Origin of the sequence: Sediminibacterium soli (assembly GCF_009939225.1) — a bacterium.
Lineage (GTDB): Bacteria > Bacteroidota > Bacteroidia > Chitinophagales > Chitinophagaceae > Sediminibacterium > Sediminibacterium soli.
The window spans coordinates 1,504,919-1,528,009 of sequence record NZ_JAACJR010000008.1 but is presented as its reverse complement, the minus strand read 5'-3'; the positions used below and the strand labels follow the sequence as shown (position 1 = coordinate 1,528,009).

Annotated in this window: 27 protein-coding genes; 18 read left to right on the top strand and 9 right to left on the bottom strand. The window is 50.7% G+C overall.

Annotated features, from left to right (window positions below; genetic code table 11):
• Window positions 1-9 precede the first annotated feature (9 nt).
• A complete protein-coding gene (locus GWC94_RS17025) occupies window positions 10-1,506 on the top strand; it encodes a rubredoxin (RefSeq protein ID WP_161835567.1) in 1,497 nt (498 codons plus the stop codon).
• Here GWC94_RS17025 and mobA read toward each other — a convergent pair.
• The gene (gene mobA / locus GWC94_RS13640) at window positions 1,492-2,076 is read right to left on the bottom strand and encodes a molybdenum cofactor guanylyltransferase (RefSeq protein ID WP_161835566.1); all 585 of its coding nucleotides are present in this window, start codon (window positions 2,074-2,076) and stop codon (window positions 1,492-1,494) included. The genes GWC94_RS17025 and mobA overlap by 15 nt on opposite strands.
• Window positions 2,077-2,086: 10 nt before the next feature.
• On the bottom strand, window positions 2,087-2,386 hold the full coding sequence (locus tag GWC94_RS13635; protein ID WP_161835565.1) for a SelT/SelW/SelH family protein: 300 nt from the start codon (window positions 2,384-2,386) through the stop codon (window positions 2,087-2,089).
• Between the two features lie 76 nt (window positions 2,387-2,462).
• Here GWC94_RS13635 and moaA point away from each other — a divergent pair, with 76 nt between their 5' ends.
• From moaA to GWC94_RS13600, 7 genes are read left to right on the top strand one after another with little or no spacing between them, the layout of a single operon-like run.
• Window positions 2,463-3,449: a GTP 3',8-cyclase MoaA gene (moaA, locus tag GWC94_RS13630; protein WP_161835564.1), complete on the top strand. Its 987-nt coding sequence runs from the start codon at window positions 2,463-2,465 to the stop codon at window positions 3,447-3,449.
• A 13-nt stretch (window positions 3,450-3,462) separates the two neighbouring features.
• Window positions 3,463-4,650 (top strand): molybdopterin molybdotransferase MoeA, encoded by a 1,188-nt coding sequence (locus tag GWC94_RS13625; RefSeq protein WP_161835563.1) that lies wholly within the window; start codon window positions 3,463-3,465, stop codon window positions 4,648-4,650.
• Between the two features lie 15 nt (window positions 4,651-4,665).
• A complete protein-coding gene (locus tag GWC94_RS13620; protein WP_161835562.1) occupies window positions 4,666-5,112 on the top strand; it encodes a molybdenum cofactor biosynthesis protein MoaE in 447 nt (148 codons plus the stop codon).
• Between the two features lies 1 nt (window position 5,113).
• Window positions 5,114-6,040, top strand: coding sequence for a bifunctional molybdenum cofactor biosynthesis protein MoaC/MoaB (gene moaCB, locus GWC94_RS13615; protein WP_161835561.1), 927 nt, complete (start codon window positions 5,114-5,116; stop codon window positions 6,038-6,040).
• 10 nt (window positions 6,041-6,050) lie between these two features.
• Window positions 6,051-6,803, top strand: a complete 753-nt coding sequence (locus GWC94_RS13610; RefSeq protein ID WP_235918535.1) for a sulfite exporter TauE/SafE family protein — start codon at window positions 6,051-6,053, stop codon at window positions 6,801-6,803.
• A complete protein-coding gene (locus GWC94_RS13605; RefSeq protein WP_161835560.1) occupies window positions 6,800-7,036 on the top strand; it encodes a MoaD/ThiS family protein in 237 nt (78 codons plus the stop codon). Before GWC94_RS13610 ends, GWC94_RS13605 begins: the two co-directional genes overlap by 4 nt.
• Window positions 7,037-7,046: 10 nt before the next feature.
• Window positions 7,047-8,144 carry a HesA/MoeB/ThiF family protein gene (locus GWC94_RS13600; RefSeq protein WP_161835559.1) on the top strand — a complete coding sequence of 366 codons (1,098 nt, stop codon included), beginning with the start codon at window positions 7,047-7,049 and terminating at the stop codon, window positions 8,142-8,144.
• Window positions 8,145-8,253: 109 nt separating this feature from the next.
• Here GWC94_RS13600 and GWC94_RS13595 read toward each other — a convergent pair whose 3' ends face one another.
• Window positions 8,254-9,228 (bottom strand): deoxyhypusine synthase family protein, encoded by a 975-nt coding sequence (locus GWC94_RS13595; protein WP_161835558.1) that lies wholly within the window; start codon window positions 9,226-9,228, stop codon window positions 8,254-8,256.
• A 179-nt stretch (window positions 9,229-9,407) separates the two neighbouring features.
• Between GWC94_RS13595 and GWC94_RS13590 the strand changes: the two genes are divergently transcribed.
• Both GWC94_RS13590 and GWC94_RS13585 read left to right on the top strand, forming a co-directional pair.
• A complete protein-coding gene (locus GWC94_RS13590) occupies window positions 9,408-10,334 on the top strand; it encodes a glycosyltransferase family 2 protein (protein ID WP_161835557.1) in 927 nt (308 codons plus the stop codon).
• Window positions 10,331-11,128 carry a polysaccharide deacetylase family protein gene (locus tag GWC94_RS13585; protein ID WP_161835556.1) on the top strand — a complete coding sequence of 266 codons (798 nt, stop codon included), beginning with the start codon at window positions 10,331-10,333 and terminating at the stop codon, window positions 11,126-11,128. The genes GWC94_RS13590 and GWC94_RS13585 overlap by 4 nt, the downstream gene beginning before the upstream one ends.
• 15 nt (window positions 11,129-11,143) lie before the next feature.
• Here GWC94_RS13585 and GWC94_RS13580 read toward each other — a convergent pair whose 3' ends face one another.
• Window positions 11,144-11,599, bottom strand: coding sequence for a hypothetical protein (locus tag GWC94_RS13580; RefSeq protein WP_161835555.1), 456 nt, complete (start codon window positions 11,597-11,599; stop codon window positions 11,144-11,146).
• Window positions 11,600-11,956: 357 nt separating this feature from the next.
• Here GWC94_RS13580 and GWC94_RS13575 point away from each other — a divergent pair, with 357 nt between their 5' ends.
• The 4 genes from GWC94_RS13575 (at window position 11,957) to GWC94_RS13560 (ending at window position 15,209) form a co-directional block, all read left to right on the top strand.
• On the top strand, window positions 11,957-12,550 hold the full coding sequence (locus GWC94_RS13575; protein ID WP_161835554.1) for an acyl carrier protein phosphodiesterase: 594 nt from the start codon (window positions 11,957-11,959) through the stop codon (window positions 12,548-12,550).
• 33 nt (window positions 12,551-12,583) lie between these two features.
• Window positions 12,584-13,192: a DUF2911 domain-containing protein gene (locus GWC94_RS13570; RefSeq protein WP_161835553.1), complete on the top strand. Its 609-nt coding sequence runs from the start codon at window positions 12,584-12,586 to the stop codon at window positions 13,190-13,192.
• 22 nt (window positions 13,193-13,214) lie between these two features.
• On the top strand, window positions 13,215-14,354 hold the full coding sequence (locus GWC94_RS13565) for a cystathionine gamma-synthase (protein WP_161835552.1): 1,140 nt from the start codon (window positions 13,215-13,217) through the stop codon (window positions 14,352-14,354).
• A gap of 72 nt (window positions 14,355-14,426) precedes the next feature.
• The gene (locus tag GWC94_RS13560) at window positions 14,427-15,209 is read left to right on the top strand and encodes a TIGR02757 family protein (RefSeq protein ID WP_161835551.1); all 783 of its coding nucleotides are present in this window, start codon (window positions 14,427-14,429) and stop codon (window positions 15,207-15,209) included.
• Window positions 15,210-15,251: 42 nt separating this feature from the next.
• On the opposite strand, the gene GWC94_RS16875 is transcribed toward GWC94_RS13560, so the two are convergent.
• The 3 genes from GWC94_RS16875 to GWC94_RS13545 form a co-directional block, all read right to left on the bottom strand.
• The gene (locus GWC94_RS16875; RefSeq protein WP_161835550.1) at window positions 15,252-17,438 is read right to left on the bottom strand and encodes an outer membrane beta-barrel protein; all 2,187 of its coding nucleotides are present in this window, start codon (window positions 17,436-17,438) and stop codon (window positions 15,252-15,254) included.
• A gap of 24 nt (window positions 17,439-17,462) precedes the next feature.
• Window positions 17,463-17,918, bottom strand: coding sequence for a carboxypeptidase-like regulatory domain-containing protein (locus GWC94_RS13550; protein ID WP_161835549.1), 456 nt, complete (start codon window positions 17,916-17,918; stop codon window positions 17,463-17,465).
• A gap of 94 nt (window positions 17,919-18,012) precedes the next feature.
• Complete coding sequence (locus GWC94_RS13545; RefSeq protein WP_161835548.1) at window positions 18,013-18,177, bottom strand: hypothetical protein; 165 nt, start codon at window positions 18,175-18,177, stop codon at window positions 18,013-18,015.
• Window positions 18,178-18,278: 101 nt separating this feature from the next.
• Here GWC94_RS13545 and GWC94_RS13540 point away from each other — a divergent pair, with 101 nt between their 5' ends.
• The 4 genes from GWC94_RS13540 to GWC94_RS13525 all read left to right on the top strand — a co-directional run bounded on the left by GWC94_RS13540 (window position 18,279) and on the right by GWC94_RS13525 (window position 21,026).
• Window positions 18,279-18,560 carry a hypothetical protein gene (locus GWC94_RS13540; RefSeq protein WP_161835547.1) on the top strand — a complete coding sequence of 94 codons (282 nt, stop codon included), beginning with the start codon at window positions 18,279-18,281 and terminating at the stop codon, window positions 18,558-18,560.
• Window positions 18,561-18,642: 82 nt separating this feature from the next.
• Window positions 18,643-19,647, top strand: a complete 1,005-nt coding sequence (locus GWC94_RS13535) for a fumarylacetoacetate hydrolase family protein (protein WP_161835546.1) — start codon at window positions 18,643-18,645, stop codon at window positions 19,645-19,647.
• Window positions 19,648-19,769: 122 nt separating this feature from the next.
• Window positions 19,770-20,117 carry a four helix bundle protein gene (locus tag GWC94_RS13530; protein WP_161835545.1) on the top strand — a complete coding sequence of 116 codons (348 nt, stop codon included), beginning with the start codon at window positions 19,770-19,772 and terminating at the stop codon, window positions 20,115-20,117.
• 18 nt (window positions 20,118-20,135) lie between these two features.
• The gene (locus GWC94_RS13525) at window positions 20,136-21,026 is read left to right on the top strand and encodes a flavin reductase family protein (RefSeq protein ID WP_161835544.1); all 891 of its coding nucleotides are present in this window, start codon (window positions 20,136-20,138) and stop codon (window positions 21,024-21,026) included.
• A 40-nt stretch (window positions 21,027-21,066) separates the two neighbouring features.
• On the opposite strand, the gene GWC94_RS13520 is transcribed toward GWC94_RS13525, so the two are convergent.
• Window positions 21,067-22,122, bottom strand: coding sequence for a glycosyltransferase family protein (locus GWC94_RS13520; RefSeq protein ID WP_161835543.1), 1,056 nt, complete (start codon window positions 22,120-22,122; stop codon window positions 21,067-21,069).
• The gene (locus GWC94_RS13515; RefSeq protein WP_161835542.1) at window positions 22,119-22,976 is read right to left on the bottom strand and encodes a UDP-2,3-diacylglucosamine diphosphatase; all 858 of its coding nucleotides are present in this window, start codon (window positions 22,974-22,976) and stop codon (window positions 22,119-22,121) included. Before GWC94_RS13515 ends, GWC94_RS13520 begins: the two co-directional genes overlap by 4 nt.
• Window positions 22,977-23,091 lie beyond the last annotated feature (115 nt).

The following is a 23,091-nucleotide window of genomic DNA, read 5'->3' as shown; positions in this document are numbered from 1 at the left end:
ACAAATTTTGTGAAAAGCAACTGCATCATAAAGATCAATTTCAAAGGCGGGATCATTTCTCCCGGAGACCTGTACAATATACTCGTTACGGCAAGGAGATCGGGTGTGCGGCAGGTAAGCTTCGGGTTGCGGCAACAGCTGCTTATGAACGTGGATCCCGAACTGATCGGAACACTGGAAGAAGACCTGCAGCAACTCGGCACCCGCTATGATCTTGACAACGAAACGCATCCCAATATCGTCAGCTCCTATCCTGCAGAAGAAATATTCATCACCGATACCTGGCTCAGCGAAGGCGTATACAAAGACATCCTCGACGGAATGGATTATGAGCCGCAGCTAAAGGTCAATGTGTCAGACAGCAGGCAAAGTTTTACACCGATGCTTACGGGAAACATCAACTGGGTGGCATCAACAACCGCGTTGCATTTCTGGCATCTTTTTATTCGTTTTCCAAGAACCAATCGCATTTACGAGTGGAACGAAATGGTATACACCAATGATATTCCCGGCATATCCAAAGAGATCGAATCGCTGATACTGCGGCACAGGGCAGCTTTTTACGATAACGAAGATGCCAGCGGCGATGACCTGATGCACCTGATACGCAAACAGCAATACAATACAAAACCCGCGGAAAAACCTGCCGAGCTGCCTGCTTTCAACCTTTCCTATTACGAGGGGGTGAACAAGGTGAACGACAAATACTGGGTAGGCATTTACCGGAGGGATGAAATGTTTCCGGTTGATTTTCTGAAAGCGCTGTGCAAACTCTGTCTTGATACCAAGATCGGCCAGCTTTGTTCCACGCCCTGGAAATCGATCATCATAAAAGGCGTGGAGGAAAAAGACCGGCCCAAATGGAACCAGTTGCTGAACCGCTACCAGATCAACCTGCGGCACGCGGCCAATGAACTGAACTTCCAGGTAGAGGATAACTGCAGCGAAGGGCTGGCATTGAAAAATTATATCGTAAAGCAGCTGAACAACGACGATACCCGCACTTTTGGCATGTGCATCGGTATCAAAACACGGAAGAAAAGCGAAGTGTTCTGCAGCATCCTGGTACGCCGCAGACCGCTGATCAGCCTGTTCGGACTGGAATACCTGTACGTATACGACATTCTTTGTTCGCATGATTTTAATCCGAATGCGCGAACCGGGTTTGAATTCAGTACCGCCAATCCCAAATTCGTGCTGGGCGAGCAGTTAAGGCGCCTGATGATAGCGTTCTATAACGACCGGGCCGATAAGCAGGCGGTGAGCGAGAAAAAACTGCAGGCTGAAAAAAAAGAACCCGAAGAGAAAGCCGCCATCCCGCAGGTATACCAGTGCAGCCGTTGTTTAACGGTGTACGACGAAATGTATGGAGATCCCGAAAGCGGGATTGCACCGGGGACCGCTTTTGAATCGATTACAGAGGCATATGCCTGTGCTGTTTGCGGTGCAGGTAAACAGGGGCACAGGAAAACGGAGAAAAGCAGGCTTGACTTACATCCCGTTTAGTTCTGCATGCGCATTGAAATTGCGGAAAGCGGTTTTCTGGTGGGCCTGCAGGGCGGTGGTTGATACGCTCAGGTGATCGAGCATGTATTTCATGCTGTGTTTAACGAGCCGGCCCTGTTGAAGCAGGGTCAGTATTCCGGAAAGTCCTTTTGCGCTGTAGATGCCGCACAATGGCTCCGGCTCGTCATCGTTGGTGTAGATCCAGGCCTGTGCGGAAGGCTGCTGCCGGTGCCGGTGAAGCAGGTCTTTGAGCAGGCCGGCGTCCATCAGGGGCATATCGCAGGCAAGAACAAACAGGTCTTCGTTCTGGCATTGCAGATGACAGCTGAGTACACCCAGCAAAGGGCCGTGCAACTCCGGCAACGCGGCATCCGTGATAAGATCGGATTCGGAGAAAACGGCTGCGTAATCGCCGTATTGTTCTTTGTTCACGGAAAGCTTAACCGGTAACCCGAGTGCAACCAGTTTATCGGCGGCTGTTTGTGCCCAGGTTCTGGCTTCCAGCCTGAGCAGCCCTTTATCGCTGCCCATCCTGGAACTTTTACCGCCGCATAAAACAAGCCCGGTCATAGCTGATGGGTTAAAGGGAATGATTGTGATGAGGCCTGGTATCGGCATGACCCAGGTCTTTTCCGGGGCTCACGCGGTCGCGCACGGCCTGCTTCAGTTCTTTTATCTCGGGAAAACCACCGTATTCCCTGCGGTCAAAGATCTTCTCATTGTCGAGGCTGATGTAAAAATCACCGCTGGTGTCACTCGGTTCAAGCGCCACGGATCTGAGCTCTGCTTCAAACGTGGTGAGCAGCTCCTGGGCAATATAAGCGGCTCTTAACAGCCACTTGCATTTGGGACAATAACTGATAACGATGGATGGTTTCATACTTTGGATGCGGAAGGTAAAGTGTAACTTAACCGTCTGTGTAAATTTACTAAAAAATCAATGTGCGGGAGAAAAGATGCAGCAATTGACAGATCAATACAACCGTTCTCATGATTACCTGCGGATATCGCTGACCGATAACTGCAACCTGCGTTGCTTTTATTGTATGCCGGACGAAAATTACCTGTTCTCCCCGTCGTACAAACTGATGCAGACGCAGGAAATCCGGCAGCTGGCAGGTATTTTTGTGGAGCTGGGTGTCAAAAAAATACGGCTTACCGGTGGAGAGCCGCTGGTGCGAAAAGACGCCCCGGCCATATTGGAGGCGTTATCGGAATTGCCTGTTGAACTTACCCTTACCACCAATGGAACGCTTGTGCACCGGTTTATTAACCTGATGAAAGATGCGGGGATAGGTTCCGTCAATATCAGCCTCGACACGCTGTCGCCGGATAAATTTCTTTTTATCACCCGCAGGGACGAGTTCCGGAAAGTAAAAAACAATATCGACCTGTTGCTGAACAGGGGGTTTGGCGTAAAGATCAACGTAGTGGTAATGAAAGGGCTTAACGATGCGGAAATACCTGATTTCATTGCATGGACAAAAGACCTGCCCGTACAGATCAGGTTTATAGAATTCATGCCCTTTACCGGCAACCGGTGGAGCAGTAACAAAGTGGTTACCTGGCAGGAGATCATGCATACCGCAGGGCAGTCGTATGCATTCATGCCGTTGACATCAATGCCGAATGAAACCGCCAAAACCTACCGGGTAAACGGGTATATCGGCAGCTTTGCCGTGATCAGCACCATGAGCGCACCCTTCTGCAGCAGCTGCAACAGGATGCGGCTTACCGCTGACGGCAAAATGAAGAATTGCCTGTTTTCAAAAGAAGAAACGGACCTGCTCGCCGCACTGCGCGCAGGAGAGCCAATTGTGCCGCTGATAGAAAGATCGGTTTGGAATAAGCAAAAAGAACTGGGCGGACAATTCAGTGCAGACCTGGCACATGTTTCCGCCGGGAGTATTCAAAACCGGAGTATGATCGCCATCGGCGGCTGATAAAAAAATTTGAATGATAACGGTATCCGAAGCCAGACAGAAAATAGCCCAGCACGTATCGGCATTGCAGCCGGTAAGCATGCGCTTACCCGAGGCGGCCGGCAAAATGCTGGCCAGGGACTGCTATGCGCCATGCGATATTCCCGCGTTTCCGCAGTCGGCAATGGATGGGTATGCATTTGCCTTTGAAGACTGGCAGCCCGGAAAACCTATGCCGCTGGCCGGCGAACTGCGCGCGGGCGCCAGCGAAGCAATACAGCTGGAACGGGGGAAAATAGTCCGGATTTTCACCGGCGCGCCCGTTCCCCCGGGAGCCGATACCGTGATTATGCAGGAAAAAACGGAAACCGGCAATGAACGGGTCATGCTGCTGGATGAACACTTGCTTGCGGGCGCCAATGTGCGGCCCAGGGCATCTGAGGTTCAGGCAGGCGCACTGGCCATGAAAAGCGGCACACTGCTTACACCCGCGGCGATCGGGTTTCTTGCCGGCATCGGTATAGCGGAAGTAATTGTATATCCAAACCCGGTCATAGCCCTGGTCATTACAGGCGATGAACTGCAGGCCGCAGGCTGTCCGCTGCAGTATGGCCAGGTGTATGAATCCAATTCATACGCATTGATGGCAGCCCTGCAGCAGCTGGGCATCGGAGATACATGTATATATCAGGTTAAGGACGATCTGGATGCGCTTACAGACATTTTGCAGGCGGCCTTACAGCAGGCGGATATGGTATTGCTTACGGGCGGTGTGAGCGTGGGCAAATACGATTTTGTAACAGCGGCGGCGGCGGCCTGCGGGGTTGAAACGGTTTTTCACAAAGTACAGCAGAAGCCCGGCAAGCCTTTGTATTTTGGCGCCAGGCAAAACAAACCGGTATTCGGTTTACCCGGCAACCCCTCTTCGGTGCTTACCTGTTTTTATCTGTATGTACTGGAAGCCATCGGTATCGCAAGCAAACGCAGGCTGTCGCTTCCCGTTGTACAGGCGCCTTTGTTGGATGACTACTGCAAGAAGACCGGTCTCACGCATTTTCTGAAAGGATATTACGACGGCCGGAACGTAAAACTGCTCGGCGCACAGGAATCGTACCGGATGCAGTCATTCAGCGAAGCAAATTGCCTGGTGGAAATAGCCGCAGAGACTGTGCACTGTGAAGAAGGCAATGTGGTTAACCTGCACCTGATAGAAATGCAATGAGTAATGATGCAAGATATGAGCGGGCAAAAAAAACATAAGAACCTTTTTGTGCAGGGAGCGATCAGCGCTGCATTTATCGCGGAAAAGATACAGGCCCACCAGGATAAAACCGGCATCGGTGCGCACAGTATTTTTCTTGGACAGGTGCGGGCAGACAGGATCGGCGAAAAAACCGTGGCTGCCATAGACTATACCAGCTATGAAGCCATGGCGCTGGAGAAAATGAGCGTTATCCGCGAAGCACTGTTTGCCAAATACGATCTCACCTGTATGCATGTATGGCATAGCCTGGGAAAAGTGGCCACCGGTGAGATATGTCTGTTCGTATTCACCTCTGCACACCGCAGAAAAGCGGCAACAGACGCCTGCAGCGAACTGGTGGAATGGATCAAGGCCGAACTGCCGGTCTGGGGAAAAGAATTATGTAACGACGATACCCATCAATGGAAAAAGAATCAATGATATGGTAGACATCACAGCAAAACAAAACAGCCTGCGGCGGGCCACGGCCACGGCCACACTCAGCGTATCGCAGCAGTCAACCATCCAGGCCATACAGGACAGAACAGTGCCCAAGGGTGATGTATTCGAGTTTTCGCGGGCGGCGGGTTTGCTGGCCATCAAACGCACCAGCGACGTAATACCCGACTGTCACCCGCTTCCCGTGGAGTATGCCGCCATAAGTTTTGCCATTCAGGGGCTGACGGTGCTGGTTACCGTTGAAGTGCATACGATATACAAAACCGGTGTGGAAGTAGAAGCTATGCACGGTGCGGCCATCACCGCGCTAACTATGTATGATATGCTCAAACCCCTCGATAAGGAAATTGAAATCGCCGCTATCGGGTTACAATCGAAAACAGGCGGTAAGACCACATTTGCCGAATCAACAATGACCGGCATCCGCTGCGCGGTGATTGTTTGTTCCGATGCGGTATCAGCAGGGAAGAAAGAAGACGCAAGCGGCAAAGCGGTTATGGAAAAACTGGCGCAGCACCGGCTTACCACAGAACTGTATGAAATCATTCCCGATGAGTTTGCACTGATCCAGGAAAAAGCCGGGCAGCTGGCTTTGGCGGGATACCAGCTTATTTTATTCACCGGTGGCACCGGACTCTCGCCAAGAGATGTAACACCCGAGGCGATACACCCGCTGCTGACCCGCGAAGTGCCGGGCATTATGGAAGCCGCACGTAACTACGGCCAGCAAAGAACACCTTATGCCATGCTCTCGAGGGGAGTGGCCGGGTTTATCGGGGATAGCCTGGTGATTACCCTGCCCGGATCTACCAGGGGAGCGGCAGAAACCATGGATGCCCTGTTTCCCTATGTACTGCACCTGTTCCGGGTGGCCAAAGGCATGCGGCACGAGGAGGGCAACCGTTCTTAAAAAACATTATTTGACCACGCATATGACCGAACCGTATTTTATCTGCTTCCTGTTGCTCGCCATGGCATTCCTGTATGCATCGGTGGGACATGGCGGCGCAAGTGGCTACCTCGCCGTTATGGCCCTCTACGGCGTATCCGTTGCGGTGATGCGGCCAACCGCGCTGCTGCTGAACCTGTTTGTATCGCTTACCTCTTTCACTTTTTATTACAGGGAACAGTATTTCAGAATCCGGTTGTTCCTGCCGCTGGCGCTGGCATCTGTACCCATGGCATTTATCGGTGGCAGCATCACGATCGATCCGGGCATCTATAAAAAAATACTGGGACTGTTCCTGCTGCTGGCCGTGGTGCGTTTTTTCTTTTTCGGTGACGGCAAACCTGCAAAAACCACCGATCCTCCCATCGGGTGGCTGCTGTTGATCGGCGCGGCCATCGGTTTGCTGTCGGGTATGCTCGGCATCGGCGGCGGTATCATTCTTTCGCCCGTACTGCTGCAGCTGCGCTGGACAAACCAGAAGCAGGCGGCCGCTATCAGTGCCATTTTTATTTTTGTGAATTCATTGTCGGGACTGATGGGACAGCTGACAAAAGGGATCGTATTCAGTTCGCAGATGGTTTCCTATGTGGGCTTTGCATTCATGGGCGGATTCCTTGGATCGTATTTCGGTGCCATACGTTTTGGCCAGCGAACCATCAGGTACCTGCTGGCTGTTGTGCTTATGGTGGCATCATTCAAACTTCTTTTACCCGATTTATTATGAACCGCATCGCCATTCAACTGTTTGGACAACTCTGTGATATCGCCCAAAGCGATCGCATCCTGCTACCGGCCGTGGACGACACGGAGCAACTGATAAACGCATTGTTTGCGGAATACCCGGGTTTGCGATCGGCCACTTTTTTGCTGGCGGTCGATAAAAAAATCGTTCGCGGCAAACAATCTATTCAGCCAGATGCGGAGATAGCGCTGCTGCCGCCGTTTTCAGGAGGATAATACCTACGCCATGAAGGATGACATACCTTATACACGCTATCACCGGCAGATGATCCTGCCCGGGTTCGGTGCAGAAGCACAGCATCGCCTCCTGAAGGCAAGTGCACTGGTAGTGGGTGCCGGCGGATTGGGTTGCCCCGTTCTGGTGAGCCTGGCCGGCGCAGGCCTGGGTACGATCGGTATGGTTGACAACGGGTTGGTGGAGCTGAGCAACCTGCATCGGCAGTTCCTCTATACCATGTCCGGCATCGGTATGCCGAAAGTGGCCTGTGCCAAAAATGCATTGCATGCCCTGAACCCCGATATAACCCTGCACACCTACGATACCACCCTTACCAACCGAAATGCGATCGGTATCCTGTCGCAATACGATATCATCATAGATGCCACGGATAATTTTGAAAGCAGGTATATGCTGTCGGATGCCTGCCGCCTGCTGGGTAAACCATTGGTGTTTGGTGCGGTCTCCCGTTTGGAAGGACAGGTGGCGGTCTTCACCGGAGACATCGGTTACCGCGATCTGTTTCCTGTTCCGCCAAAGCCGGGCGAGGTGGCTGGCTGCAGCGAAGCGGGGGTAATGGGATTTGTTACGGGTATCATCGGTCATATGATGGCCGGTGAATGCATCAAATGGATAACGGGAAAGGGACAGCCGCTGGCGGGCAGGCTGCTGACCTATTCGGCAATGAAAAACATATTCTGGGAAACGCAGATCGAACCATGGCCGCAAGCCGGCACAACTGCTCCTGTAAGCAGGGAAGATTTTGAAAGCAGGGAATACGGCTTTTTCTGCATCCCCGCGCCGCTGTCGCCTCTCGAGATCCTGCCACACCAGTTCCGTTCATTGTGTCTGCTTGAGCCGGTTATGGTATACGATATCCGCGAGCCGGATGAACTGCCTCTCTTATCCGGTCTGGCGCATGAGCGCATACCTGTGTCACTGTTTGCAGACCGTTTTCCGCCTGCAACAAAGGAGCCGGCGGTGTTTATTTGCCAGAGTGGTAAACGAAGCCTGGCCGCGGCAGAAAAATACCGGGCAGTTTATCCGGGTCACAGGGTGTACAGCCTGTATGGCGGGGTGCTGGCATTGACAGAAGGTAATGAATAAATGGGTGGTTACGGGGCTGGGAAAAATTACCACAGATTTACACAGATGGGTGTTTCTGTGTAAATCTGTGCAATCTGTGGCAAAATATACTACCGCAGCAACCTGGCTGCTACCATCCCAGCAGGTACGCGAAGATCAGCGGCACAACGATGGTGGCATCGCTTTCCACGATGAATTTGGGTGTATGAATATCGAGTTTGCCCCAGGTGATCTTTTCATTGGGAACCGCACCGGAATAAGAACCGTACGAGGTGGTTGAATCGCTGATCTGGCAGAAATAGCTCCAGAAAGGCACATCGTGCCACTCCAGGTCCTGGTACATCATCGGCACCACGCAGATCGGGAAATCGCCCGCAATGCCGCCGCCTATCTGGAAGAAACCAACGCCCTTGCCGCTGCTGTTGTTGCGGTACCAGTCGGCCAGCCATACCATGTATTCGATACCGCTTTTCATGGTAACTGCTTTCAGTTCGTTCTTGATCACGTACGAAGCAAAAATATTTCCCATGGTGCTGTCCTCCCATCCCGGTACCACGATCGGGATATTCTTCTGCGCAGCGGCCAGCATCCAGCTGTTCTTCGGATCGATCTCGTAATACTGTTCCAGCACACCGCTCAGCAGCATCTGGTACATATATTCATGCGGAAAATACCTTTCGCCTTTCTGATCGGCATCGGCCCAGACCTTATGGATATGTTTCTGCAGCCTGCGAAAGGCTTCTTCTTCAGGAATACAGGTATCGGTTACACGGTTGTAATGGTTTTCGAGCAGGTCCCATTCTTCCTGCGGGCTCAGATCACGGTAGTTGGGAACGCGTTTGTAATGACTGTGCGCCACCAGGTTCATGATGTCTTCTTCGAGGTTGGCGCCGGTACAGCTGATGATGGCCACTTTATCCTGGCGGATCATTTCTGCAAGACTGATACCCAGTTCCGCGGTACTCATGGCGCCGGCAAGGCTCACCAGCATTTTTCCGCCTTCGGCTAAATGTGTTTCATAGCCTTTGGCAGCATCTACCAGGGCTGCGGCATTGAAATGGCGGTAATGGTGCTGTATAAATTGGGAAACAGGTCCTTTCTGCATACGACTTTATTTAGGCCGCAAAACTAACTGAAAATGGCGGATCGGTGGATTATCGATTTGCGAATGGGGAGGTCAGCCGATAACGGGTTGGTCAGCCGCAGACGGGTATCCGTAAATACACCCCGGCGCAATCCTTAAAAAATCGGTACTTTGTCATTTGTAATGTTCCCCTTAAACGAATGAAAAAAAGAATTGCACTGGTTGTACCGGTCAGCAACGAAGAAGCGAATATCGCCATTCTTGCCGATGCGGTAAAAGAAGTTTTTAGCGGAATCGACTACACGTACACGCTGTGTTTTGTGGACGATGGCAGCACCGACAATACACTGGCGGCCATCCGGCAGTACGCATCGGCACATGCCAATGTATTTTTTATTTCCCTCGCCAGGAATTTCGGACACCAGAATGCGTTGAAAGCCGGCCTCGATATGGCGGAGGGAGACTGTGTGATCATGATGGACGGCGATATGCAGCACCCGCCTTCCCTGATACCCGAAATGATCGGCCTATGGGAAAAAGGCTACGATGTGGTGTACACGATCCGGAAAGACCACCAGGAAATGCCGCTGATGAAACGCAAAACATCCGCGATGTTCTACAACCTTATCAATAACCTCTCCGATATAGAACTTGAACCCGGCACCGCCGATTTCCGCCTGATGGACCGGAAAGTGGTGGAGGTTTTCCGCGCCTTCAAGGAAACGGATCTGTTTATGCGCGGACTGGTAAAATGGATGGGATTCAAACAGGTGGGCATCGAATACGACCCGGGTTTGCGCACGCATGGAAGCTCCAAATACACCGTTAAAAAAATGATGCGTTTTGCCCTGCAGGGTATCACATCCTTCAGCACAAGACCCCTGTATATAGCGGTGTACCTCGGATTCCTGTTCGCACTGCTTTCGTTGCTGTACATACCCTATATTATTTACAGCATTTATTTCGGACGCGTCATCAATGGCTGGTCATCTGTTATTGCAACGATCGCGTTCTTCGGCGGGCTGCAGCTGATGATACTGGGTATTATCGGTATGTACCTGGGTAAACTTTTCATGCAGAGCAAACAAAGACCGCATTATATCGTAAAAGAATCCAACCTGGTATGAGAGAGCGCTATGTACTGCTAAGCTTTGATGTGGAAGAGTTCGATATGCCGCTCGAATACGAATACCCCGTTACGGTTGACGAGCAGATGCGGGTTGGCAAGGCCGGACTGGATGCCATTATGCCCCTGCTGGAAGACAGCTCGGTGGAGGCAACCCTGTTCACCACCGCCAGCTTTGCCATGCAGTATCCCGAACCGGTCAGGGCATTGTCAGGCAAACACGAGATTGCTTCCCATACCTTTTTTCATTCTCATTTTGTGGATGCGCACCTGCATTCTTCCAGAACAAAGCTGGAAGAAATCACGGGCAAAAAAGTAACCGGTCTGCGTATGCCGCGCATGCGCGAAGTATCGATGGAAGAAGTGAAGAAAGCCGGCTATCTCTACGATTCCTCCATCAATCCAACCTGGCTTCCCGGCCGGTACGATAACCGGCACCTGCCGCGAACCTGGTATAGGGAAGAAGGCATGCTGCGTATACCGGCATCTGTATCGCCGCAGTTCCGCATTCCCCTGTTCTGGCTGAGCTTTAAGAATTTTCCCTACGATATCTTCAAAAAACTGGTAAAGCAGACCCTGGCAAAAGACGGGTATGTATGCCTGTATTTTCACCCCTGGGAATTTACCTCGATAGACGGCTACGCATTACCGGCCTATACCCGCAAGCCCGATGGCGTACAGCTGTTCAATAAACTCACCAGGCTGGTATACGAACTGAAATCGGAGGGAGAGTTTATTTCGATGGGCAGGTTCGCAGACAAAAAGGCCCCTGCTTTCGCAGAGGCCGATGCTTAACAACCTCAACCATTTTTATTGCCTTGCGCTCCGGTAAACACTTACACTGCCGTAAGGTGTTACCTGAAGCACCTGTTTTTTATCGCCTTTGGAAAGGGATACATAATAATTGGTATCGTCTTCCCTGGTGAATTCGATTGCTTCGCTCACGGTGTAGCCTGCATAGTCTTTGCGGATCTTGGTTACGGTAAGCAGGGGCAGTTTTTCAAACTCGATCTTACGCGAAGTGCCGATCAGTTCGCCTTCTTCCCCGAAGAATGCTTCTACCTGCTGTCCCAGCATGGTAAACGAGGCTTTGATAAACGAATTACGAACCGTCCAGCTCACGTTCTCCGCTTCCTGGAACTGTTTTTCAAAGCTCACTTTCACCAGGCTGTTCAGTTTGCTGGCATCCGCCGCAGTTTTGTCGGCCGCAAAAGCGCTGCCGCCGATGGTCAGGGCCGCCAGGGCCGCGATAAAGAATGTTTTCATTGGTTTTTGTTTTAGGTCTCTTGAATAAGGATTATCTGTTTTGTTACGATCGTTGCATTGACAAACCAAAAGTAGAGAGACCTGCCCCCGGTTGTTTTGAATTGTGATGAACAGCGGGTTTTCCGGACCGGCATGGTATGAACGGTTGCTGCGGTTGCTGGGGCGAACCCGATGCATTCGGCTATAAGGTAATACCAGCAAGGGTTTTACCGGTTTTCTTAACAAAATCCTAAATGGCGTTGTAAATGATGTGTTTTTTGGGAACAGGAATAGCCGGCAGGTAAAAAGCGCATCGGGATGTTAAAAATCCGGACGTTTTTGACTCATTACTGTTGAATTTTTATTTTTAATGCTTCTATGAACTATCTCGCACATGCCTGGTTGTCATTCCGCCAGCCATCCGTACTGGTGGGTAATATGATCAGCGATTTTATCAAGGGAAGAAAACAGTTCGATTATCCCTTACCGGTACAGGAAGGCATACGGCTGCACCGCGCGATCGATGCGTATACCGATGAACATCCCGTAACCCGTGAGGCAAAACAGTATTTCAAACCGGCCGTGGGTTTGTATGCCGGCGCTTTTGTGGATATTGTCTACGACCATTTCCTGGCGCTCGATACCGCGGAACTTTCCGAAACCGGCTGGAAGCTGTTTTCTTCGGAAGTGTATGCCATGCTTTCAGACAGCAAGCAGCTGCTGCCCCATCGGTTTGCCACCATGTTTCCCTATATGCACCAGCAGGATTGGCTGTTCAATTACCGCTACCGGCAGGGTATCGAGAACAGCTTCCGCGGACTGGTACGCAGGGCGCAGTACCTGAGCGATGCCGCGCGGCCTTTTGATGCGTTCCAGGAACATTACGACGCTTTGAAGACATTGTATGGGGATTTTTTCCCCGGTGTTAAAAACATGGCCTTAACACATTTAACTGAACGGGCAATCCTGTAGGCTTCTATCTTTGTAACCGATAAATGAATTTGCATGAAAGCGATCTTTAGCCTGGCATTGTTGGTCTCCTGTGTATTCGCGAAAGCGCAGCAAAAGCCCACCGAACTTGATAAATCTCCTATGGATATGAGCTACTGGCCCGCCAATTACCCGCTGCTTAAAATGAGCGGTAAGGCAAAAGGCACACCGGTGGCAAGGGTCATTTACGGAAGACCGCTGAAGAACGGCCGTAATATTTTCGGCGGCATCATACGCTATAACGATCTCTGGCGGCTGGGAGCCAACGAAGCCACCGAAGTGGAGTTTTTCCAGAATGTGCGTGTTGCAGGCAGGACCGTGGCCAGGGGCCGGTACACATTATACTGCATTCCTTCGGAAAACAAATGGACGATGATCGTCAACAAAGACAATTTCTGCTGGGGCAGTTTTACCTACGATGTAAAAAAAGACCAGCTTCGCACCGATATCGATGTGGAAAAACTGACCGAGCCCGCTGATGCCTTCACCATTTATTTTGAAGAAACAAAAAGCGGCGCGAATATGGTCTTTCTGTGGGATGATGTCAAAGCATCCATGCCGCTGTCCATTGCTCCGGAAGAGCCTGCTGCGCCCGTAAAAGGCGGCAGGAAAAAAACTGATTGACCTCACGCTTTAATCATATACTATGAAACTTGGCACCAAATACATTCATGCCGGTACGGAACCCGATCCTTCCACCGGTGCAATCATGACACCCATCTACCAGACCTCTACCTATGTGCAGGAAGCACCGGGTGTGAACAAAGGATTTGAATATGCACGCAGCCAGAACCCCACCCGCAAGGCCCTGGAAGATGCCTATGCGCAGATAGAAAATGGAAAATTCGGACTCGCGTTCGGCAGCGGTGTTGCCGCCACCGATGCGGTGATCAAATTGTTATCGCCCGGCGACGAAGTGATCGCGGCCAATGATATGTACGGCGGCACCTATCGCCTGTTTACAAAAGTGTTTGCCAAATACGGCATCCGGTTCACCTATGTGAATACCAGCAACCTGGCGGAAGTGGAGAAAGCCATTTCCAAACAAACCAGGCTGCTGTGGATAGAAACACCCACCAACCCGCTGATGAATATCACCGATATTGCCGCGGTGGCCGCCATTGCCAAAAAGAACAGCGTATGGCTTTGCGTAGACAATACCTTTGCCTCTCCCTACCTGCAGAATCCACTTGACCTCGGCGCGGATATCGTAATGCATTCCGCCACCAAATACCTCGGCGGTCACAGCGATGTGATACAGGGCTGCCTGGTGATGAATGATGCAGACCTTCGCGAACAACTGTATTTTATCCAGAAAAGCTGCGGCGCCGTTCCGGGGCCTATGGATTGTTTTCTGGTGCTGCGCGGTATCAAAACCCTGCACCTGCGTATGCAACGGCATTGCGAAAATGGTGAGAAGGTGGCGCATTTCCTGCGTAACCATCCCAAAGTGGGCAGGGTATACTGGTGCGGTTTTGAGGATCATCCCGGCTACGCCGTTGCCAGCAAACAGATGCGCGGCTTCGGTGGTATGATGAGTTTTACGCTGAAAGACGACAGCGTTGACAATGCAAAACGCGTATTATCGTCAACCCGCGTATTTGCCCTTGCCGAGAGCCTTGGCGGTGTGGAATCGCTGATCAACCATCCCGCATCCATGACACATGCGTCCATACCCCGGGAAGAACGGATCAAAAACGGTCTTAGCGACAGTCTTATCCGTCTCAGCGTAGGCGTGGAAGATGCGGAAGACCTGATAGAGGATCTGAACCGCGCGATCGGGTAAGCAGCAGGCAGTAAGCAGTACGCGCATGTATCGTACACAACCCGTAATCGCCAACCGGAAACCGCGCATCGTATGTACCGTTCTTCGCAACTTCGTTCGTTTCTTGATAAGAAAGCGGCCCAATACAACCGCCCTGCCTTTATCAAGGACGACCCTGTTTGCATACCGCATCTTTTTACCGGGAAACAGGATATCGAGATCAGCGGTTTGTTTGCGGCGGTATTTGCCTGGGGTAACCGTACCACGATCATCAATAAGACAAGAGAACTGATGAAGTTGATGGATGATGCGCCCTACGATTTCTGTCTGCATCATTCTGCGGATGACCTCAAAAAACTGCTTGCTTTCAGGCACCGTACCTTTAACGCAACAGACCTGTTGTATTTTATCGCCTTCCTCAAACACCATTACGGTGCCCATACATCGCTTGAACCGGCATTTCTGAGAGCGCCTGCCGGAGATGCGGACCGGTTCATGGAAACCTCGCTGATTCATTTCCATGAATATTTTTTTTCGCTGGAAGACGCACCCGCGAGAACAAAGAAACATATCTCCACGCCCTATAAAGGCTCTACCTGCAAACGCCTGAACATGTACCTGCGCTGGATGGTGCGCCGGGACAAACAAGGCGTTGATTTCGGTATCTGGAAAAAGATACATCCCGCACAGCTGATCTGTCCCATCGACCTGCATGTGGCCAGAGTGGCAAAACACTTCGGTCTGCTGCAGCGTAACCAGCTTAACTGGCAGGCCGCCGTTGAACTCACTGCCTGCCTGCGCACACTTGACGCAGCCGACCCTGTCAAATACGATTTTGCCCTGTTCGGGCTGGGGGTGATGGAGAAATACAGGTAACGGCCTTTACAGTAACTGACGTGATCTTTCAACCGGCGAAAATCAATAGGCATGCATCATCGTCACCGGGCCGGGTAAGGCGCGCCCGGGCCGGGCTGCGGTAACAGGTTTGATATTGTATACGAACGAAAGCATAAAGAACCGCTGCAAAACCGTTGATTGTCCTTTTACGATCGAATTGGCACTGATAAAACTGTAGAAATTGCTGCTGTTGTTCAGCACATCATAAATATCCAGTTTGAGCTGCGCCTGGCTTTCTTTGAACAAAAGGGTGCTTACGGAGGCATTCCAGTTTATGATGCTCCTGTTGCTGCCCGATGCAAACTGCCCGTTGTACCGGTAACTGGCATTGGATTGCAGGATGATCTTTTTGGTGGGCCTGAGCGTAATATCACCGCCAACATCATGGGTAACGATGCTCACTTTGTTGAACTGCTGGCTGGAATAGCTGCTCTTATTGACGTTTATGGTATACCTGGGATTGAACAGCACTCGTTCGTTCCAGTCGAGCGCCACCGTCAGCGAAGGACCGATATTCAGGTTATCGGCGATCGTTTGCACACCATTGAAATAAATCGGCGAACGACTGATATTGGCGGACAGTGATCCGCTAAGTGTCAGGAAGAATTTTTGTTTGGAGCGAAATTGTTTCGAAGCCATCAGGTAGGCATACGAGCTGAACAACCCGTCTGCGTTTACCGGTATACTGGTCTGCACACCGCTGCTGCTGAGCACTGATTTCTGTATAACCGCATCGTTGGTAAAAGAGGCATTGAGGTTGCCGGATACATTGAAACTCGTTTTCACATTGTAAATACTTCCGTTCAGGTTAAAAGAGGTCTGTTTGGTTGGCAGCAGATCGGGGTTGCCATAACGTATATAGTACGGGTTTGAATTATCCGGAACCGGGGTCAGCTGGCCGATATTCGGCACACTCAGGTTTTGTGATATTGTAAAATTAATACGCGCCCAGTTCACTGTCAGCGAGGGAAAAAGGTTGGAATAATACTGCCTCGCCGAATACAATCCGCCAATGCCAAAATGGTTATCCACCCACTGCTGTGTCCATGTTCCGTTCAGGCTTACCGTTACTTTGTTGATGCGGTATCCCAGGCCCACCATATTGCTCCACAGCATATGCTCGCGGTTAAGACTGTTGCTGAGCAGGTTGTCGAGACTGTCGTATTTATTGCTGTTGCCCCGGGCATAGGTAAGCAGGTCCTGCAGGCGCTTGCTGTATTCAAAACGCGAATTGGCGCGCAAGGTCCATTTTTTTGTCAGCTGGTCGCTGTAAGTGCCGGTTGCACTAAACAGGGTGGAAGGCGAATTGGTGCTGCGCAGCTGGTTGATGATTTTAGTGGTGGCGGCGGGATAGTAAAGCTCGTTATTGCTTTCGGTAAGCATATCGGAGGGATAATAGTTATAGGAAAACGATTCCGAGAACGAAACCGATCTTCCCCGGTGTTTCCGGAAACGGTAACTGATCGAAGCGGTTTGATTGATGTTCTCGCCTGTTGACCCATTCCTGTTCAGGTTATTACCCCTGCTGAGGCTGCCGAGAAAATTGTTGTCGATAAGCACCTGCGAAGTGGTGCGGTAACTGTTTTCATTACGGCCATACGATATCCTGAAATCCAGATTGGTAAGACTGTCTGCCCGCCAGTTGCCGCCAAGAGAAACATTGTGTGAACCGCCGCTGTTGAGCGACTGGCTCTGGCTATGCGTGATCACAACGGTATCGCCGATAAAACGCTGTGTCTCGTTCCTCGAAAACAGGTCGCTGCTGTTGGCCCGGTAAGCATACTGCCCGGAGAAAGAAAGGGATTTTGATCGTGTGTAATTGAAATTCACCGAGGCATTCTGGTTCGTGGCGGGCGTAAAACCCTGTCCGTTGCCGCTGAAATTATTGGCGCTCCCCAGCATATTCAACTGGAAAGTATCCCGCAGAATATTCATACTGGCATTGAGTGTATAACGTTCGTCGGTGCCGAGTCCGCCCGACAGTTTTCCGAACCATTTGCGTTTTATATGTTTTTTCATGGTAAGGTTGATGACCTTGCCCGCATTGCTCAGGTCGCCGTCGTTGTTGCGGGCTATTTCGTCTTTGTCATCGGTCACCTGCACTTTGTCGATGAATTCGCTGGGAAGGTTTTTGGTGGCCATCCTGGTGTCGCTGCCAAAAAAACTTTTTCCGTCAACCAATATCCTGTTTACGCGTTTGCCGTTCACCAGAATATTCCCTTCCTGATCGATCTATACACCCGGTAATTTTTTCAGCAGGTCTTCCACCACGGCATTGGGCAATGTTTTGAAAGAGGCTGCATTGAATTCAACCGTGTCTTTTCTTACCACAATAGGCGGTCTTTCGGCTATCACGATCACTTCATCCAGCTGCAGCGCCGAACTCACCATTTTAATATTACCCAGGTTCAATACACCGTTTTTGGCAAGTGTAAACTCTTTGCGCCAGGGTTCGTAACCCGCAAAACTTACCAGCAGGCGAAGCGGTATATTGGCCGGAAGTGTGCCTATGCTGAATTCGCCTTTGTCGTTGCTGAGGCGGTAGGTGACCAGTACGGTATCTTTTGCTTTAAAAATGCTGACGGTACCCAGTGCCAGCGGGTTTTTGCCGGTGCTGTCTGTGATCCTGCCGCTGACGCTGCCGTGCTGCGCATAAGCCGATATGCCGAGCAGAAGCAGACACCCCAAAAGGATCATTTTGTTCATAAGCGGTAGTGGAAACCGGTAACCGGTGATGGGAACGGTTTTATTGCGGGGGTGTCGGCTTAAAAATAGCCAATTTTCAGATACTTAAAAATACCCGGCCCGCGGTTTCGGTGTACAGGCTTACGGAAGCGGGGAAACGGGTTTCACCGCGGTTTGACCGGTGGCTCCGGAACATACCCAGCACCACCAGTGTTATGGCGATCATGATGGCAAACGATACAAGGGTGTGCAACTTACGCATGGCGGACCTGGTTTGTGTTCCTGACACGGGTATAAGAGACCGCCACCGCAAAAAGGTTGGAAAAGACCCGCAGGTTTCTTGGGGGATCCGTAAATTTAGGTATGGAGCCTGATAATGAATTGCTTGCACTGGAGAAACGCTCGCCCGAGCAGCTGGCTGAGTTTGTGAATGAGCTGATCGAAAAGGATTTCTCGCAACTGGTACAGCTTCTTTACCGGCTGGATGTAAGCGAGGAAAAAATCAAACACGCACTTACCGAAAATCCCGCATCGGATGCGGGCACCATGATAGCGGCGCTGCTGATCGAACGCATGCAGCAAAGCCGGTTGGCCAGGGAAGCTTTCCGGCCTGACAGTGAAATACCGGAGGAGGAACGTTGGTGAACAAATGGCAGCCGGTTGCCTGTCCGGGTATTTCACTTTTCCCATTCACCCCCATCTTCTTATTTTCGCCACAAATATTTTTATGAGGCTTGTTTCTTATCTCAATGATGGCCGCGACCAGCTTGCGTTTTTGGTGGATGGCCTGCTGTACGACTGCGACCTGGTTCACCCGGAATTGCCGAACAGCATGAATATGTTCCTGCACTACTGGGACGATATGTTCCCCGTGGCGCAGAAGGTAAACGAGGCGATCAGAAACGGGAGAACGAGTAAGGACAACGGCATCGCCATAGAGGGACTGCCCCTGCTGTCGCCGGTTCCTTTTCCTTCTTCCTGCCGGGATGGCTACGCGTTTCGCCAGCATGTGGCTGCGGCGCGCAGGAACCGTAAACTGGATATGATACCGGAGTTTGATCAGTACCCTATCTTTTATTTTACAAACCACCACAGCATACAGGGCGCCGGCGATGTAAAATGCATGCCGGATCATTTTGCCAAACTCGATTTTGAGCTCGAAGCTGCTGTTGTGATCTGCAAACACGGAAGGAATATCCGCGCAGAAGAAGCGGATGCTTTTATCGGCGGACTGATGATCATGAACGATATGAGCGCAAGAACACTGCAGATGGAGGAGATGCTGCTGAACCTGGGCCCGGCCAAAGGAAAAGATTTTGCAACCGCCGTGGGTCCCTGCCTGGTTACGCTTGATGAACTGGAACCCTTTGAAGTTTCCTGCAGGGAAGGACATACCGGTAAGAACTGGAACCTGCCCATGACCTGTAAAGTGAACGGCATACAGGTAAGCAGGGGTAACCTGGCGGATATGGACTGGACCTTTGCCGAGATCATAGAACGTTGTGCGTATGGGGCAGATATTTATCCGGGCGATGTGATCGGCAGCGGAACGGTTGGCACCGGTTGTTTTCTCGAGCTCAACGGCACGGGCAAACTCACCGATCCCAATTACCAGGAGCAATGGCTGCAGGAAGGAGACACCGTAGAAATGGAAATAGAAGCCCTCGGTATCCTGCACAACACCATCGTCCGTGAAGAAAGCGATTTCTCCATCCTGAGCAGGAAGAAGTAGGGTATAAATACCTGATGCCAGCAGCGTATTGTTGCCTATTTTAGAAAACAAATTCACGGATTTACGGATTATGGATTCGCGGATTGAATTTGTTTATGACACGATATCTATCATTTAGAGACATGCCGCTTTGGCTTGAAGCCGTTGACTTTGCCACCGAAGTGTACAAATTCTGTGAGGTTGGAAAGCTGCGGACAGATTATCGCATGAAGGATCAGATAAGAGCGGCCGTGGCCTCTATTTCAAACAATATTGCGGAAGGGTTTGAATATCAGAACAACCGGATCTTTATAAGATTCCTGCTGTATGCCAAAGGTTCTTCCGGAGAGTTGTTTAACCAGTTCACAATACTAAGTAAGGCCGGAATGATCGTTCAGCCCACTTATGAGTATTTTAGCAACCGTTCTCTGCGTATCGGTAAGAAGATCGGTGGATTTATCCAGTATTTAAAAAAATCCGCGAATCCATAATCCGCAAATCCGTAATCAATGACAATTCGTTTTCAGGATATTCCGGGAAGTGAAACCCAACAATGGCTCCAGCACGCTGTGGCGCCGAGGCCTATCTGTTTTGCGAGTACGGTTGATGAGGCCGGCAATGTGAACCTGAGTCCATTCAGTTTTTTCAATCTTTTTTCTGCCAGGCCGCCCATTGTGGTATTTTCTCCCTCGAGACGTATGCGCGACAATACCACCAAACACACGCTGGAGAACATCCTGCAGGTGCCGGAATGTGTGATTAATATGGTGGATTATTCCATGGTGCAGCAAACCAGCCTGGCAAGCTGCGAGTTTCCGAAGAACGTGGACGAGTTTATAAAAGCAGGATTTACCCGGGAGCCGGCTTCGATGGTAAAACCGCCCATGGTCAAAGAGGCCAAGATCAAACTCGAATGCCGGATTAATGAAGTAAAAAGCCTGGGCAATGAAGGCGGGGCAGGTAACCTGGTTATTGCCGAAGTGCTCTGTATGCATGTGGATGACAGTATTCTCGATGAAGAACGAAAAATGATCGACCAGCGAAAACTGCAGCTGGTGGCGCGGCTCGGCGGCGACTGGTATTGCAGGGTGGATGAATCCAGTCTTTTTAAAGTGCCTAAACCCAATACCCAGGTCGGAATCGGTGTGGATTGTCTGCCTGCCAGTATACGTAACAGCTTATTGCTGACCGGCAATCATCTGGGCATGCTGGGCAATGTACATGAAGTGCCTGTAGTTGATCCCTCTTTTGAAGACAAACACCTGCAGGAGATCATCCAGTACTATTCTGTAAACCCTGCAGAAATGGAAAAAGAACTCCATAAATATGCCGCAGCCCTCCTGAGCCAGGGAAAAATAAACGAGGCCTGGCAGGTACTGCTGACCGGCGAAAACGCCTGAGCAACTCATCTGTGAAAATCTGTGTAATCTGTGGCGAAACTCATGGATACATCACCGCCAAATCCTCTTCGGTAAGTAACGGTTCATGTACGGTGAACTGGTGTTTTAACTCCCTTCCTTTATCCATTGCCAGCTGAACGATCTGCCTGGTATCCTGTGCCAGTGCCAGCGGGGTAACGGCTGAATGCTGCAGCCAGTGTTGCACATGCGCCGCAAATGATTCATCGATCTTATCAACAACGGTTACATTGAAATCCTTCAGGGCAGCCGCATTACACAGTTGCTCATACTGACCTTTGATCGGCAGGCAAAGCAGCTGTTTGCCAAGATACAATGCTTCCGCAGGCGTTTCAAAGCCCGCGCCGGTGATCACGCCATGTGAATGGATCAGGCTGCGGGTAAACGCGTCATTGCTTACGGGGATCAATGTAATATTTCCATGCGCGGTTATCGCCCGCACTTTTTTGGAAAACACTTCAAACCGGATTTCCTTTATTTTCTGCAGCGCTTTTATCACCACTTCATCGCTGTAATGTGACAGGTAGACAGTGATATGTCCTTTATCGGCGGCATCGGCCTGGAGTATCTGCTGCTTGATAACAGGCGACACGATAAACGAATCGTACGACTTAAAATGCAGTCCTACATAGTCTGAAGCCGTTGCGTAGTGCTGTAATACGATCTCACCGGCCATATCTTTTTTAGCAGACCTGGGTGTAAACCTGCTGCGGAAACTGGCCTGGTGTCCAAAGCCCACGCTCGGAACTTTTTTCAGCCTGCAGGCCAGTGCGGTGATGCTCTCAAAATCGTTCAGCACAATATCGTATTGTTCAACCGGCAGGTCCTTTGCTTCTTTCCAGATGCGTTTCAGGCTGAATTCTTTCCACATGCGGAGATAATCCAGTCCGCCGGTATTGCCGTAGAAAAGACTGACACCCCTGCTGCGGTACTTCACAGGAAGATCGGGCTGCAGGTTGCTGTTGCTTCCACTGAGAAACACATCCACCTGCCCGTACTGCTGCAGGTAGGGCATCAGTTCCATGGCGCGGGCAATATGCCCGTTACCTGTGGCCTGTATGGAGTACAGTATTTTCATGAATGCATAACAAGTGAGTGAAGAAATAGGGAAACCTCATCGGTTACCACGTTCAGCTGCGGCAGTTTTTTCTCCATCATTACCACGGGTGCGGCCGCTTTCACAAAGTCTTTCTCTTCGTACTGGAATATGGTCCATTCGTTGTTGCTGTATTCGAGCGAAGTGAGGTTCTCGATCCAGTCGCCGCTGTTCAGGTATACCACGCTACCGTCCCCGGTTACCACCTCTCTTTTTTGCGGCTGGTGAATATGCCCGCAGATCACATAATCGTATTTCTTTTCGATGGCCAGTTCGGCAGCGGTCTGTTCAAAATCACCGATCCAGGCAACCGCTTTTTTCACGCTGTTCTTCACTTTTTTGCTGAAGCTCATTTTCTCCCTGCCCATCAGTTTCAGTATGCGGTTGATGCAGCTGTTGATCAGTATAAGCAGGTCGTAGCCATGTCCGCCCAGTTTGGCCAGCAGTTTGGCGCTGCCCTTTGTGGTGGCATCGAATACATCGCCATGAAAGATCCACGTCATCTTGCCGTTGATCTCCATCACCAGTTTGTCTGTAAGCTGAAAATTGCCCATGTTCATATCGCTGTAGCGACGCAGGGCTTCATCATGGTTGCCGGTAATGTAGATAACACGCGTGCCTTTGCTGAGCAGGTGCATGATCTCTTTCAGCACCTGCATATGCGATACGGGAAAATAGCGTTTGCTGAACTGCCAGATATCGATGATATCCCCGTTCAGCACCAGTATCTGGGGCTGTATACTTTTGAGATAGTTAACGATCTCACGCGCATGGCATCCGTAGGTACCCAGATGCAGATCGCTCATCACCACAACATCCACTTGTCTTCTTTCCATGGTCTATGGGGTTTAGCAAAGCTCAAACCCCAATATGAAGCGAATGTTAGGACAGTGTTATCGTAATATGAAACTATGTATCCGGGAGAAGATTGACGGGCTAAACTGTTAAAGA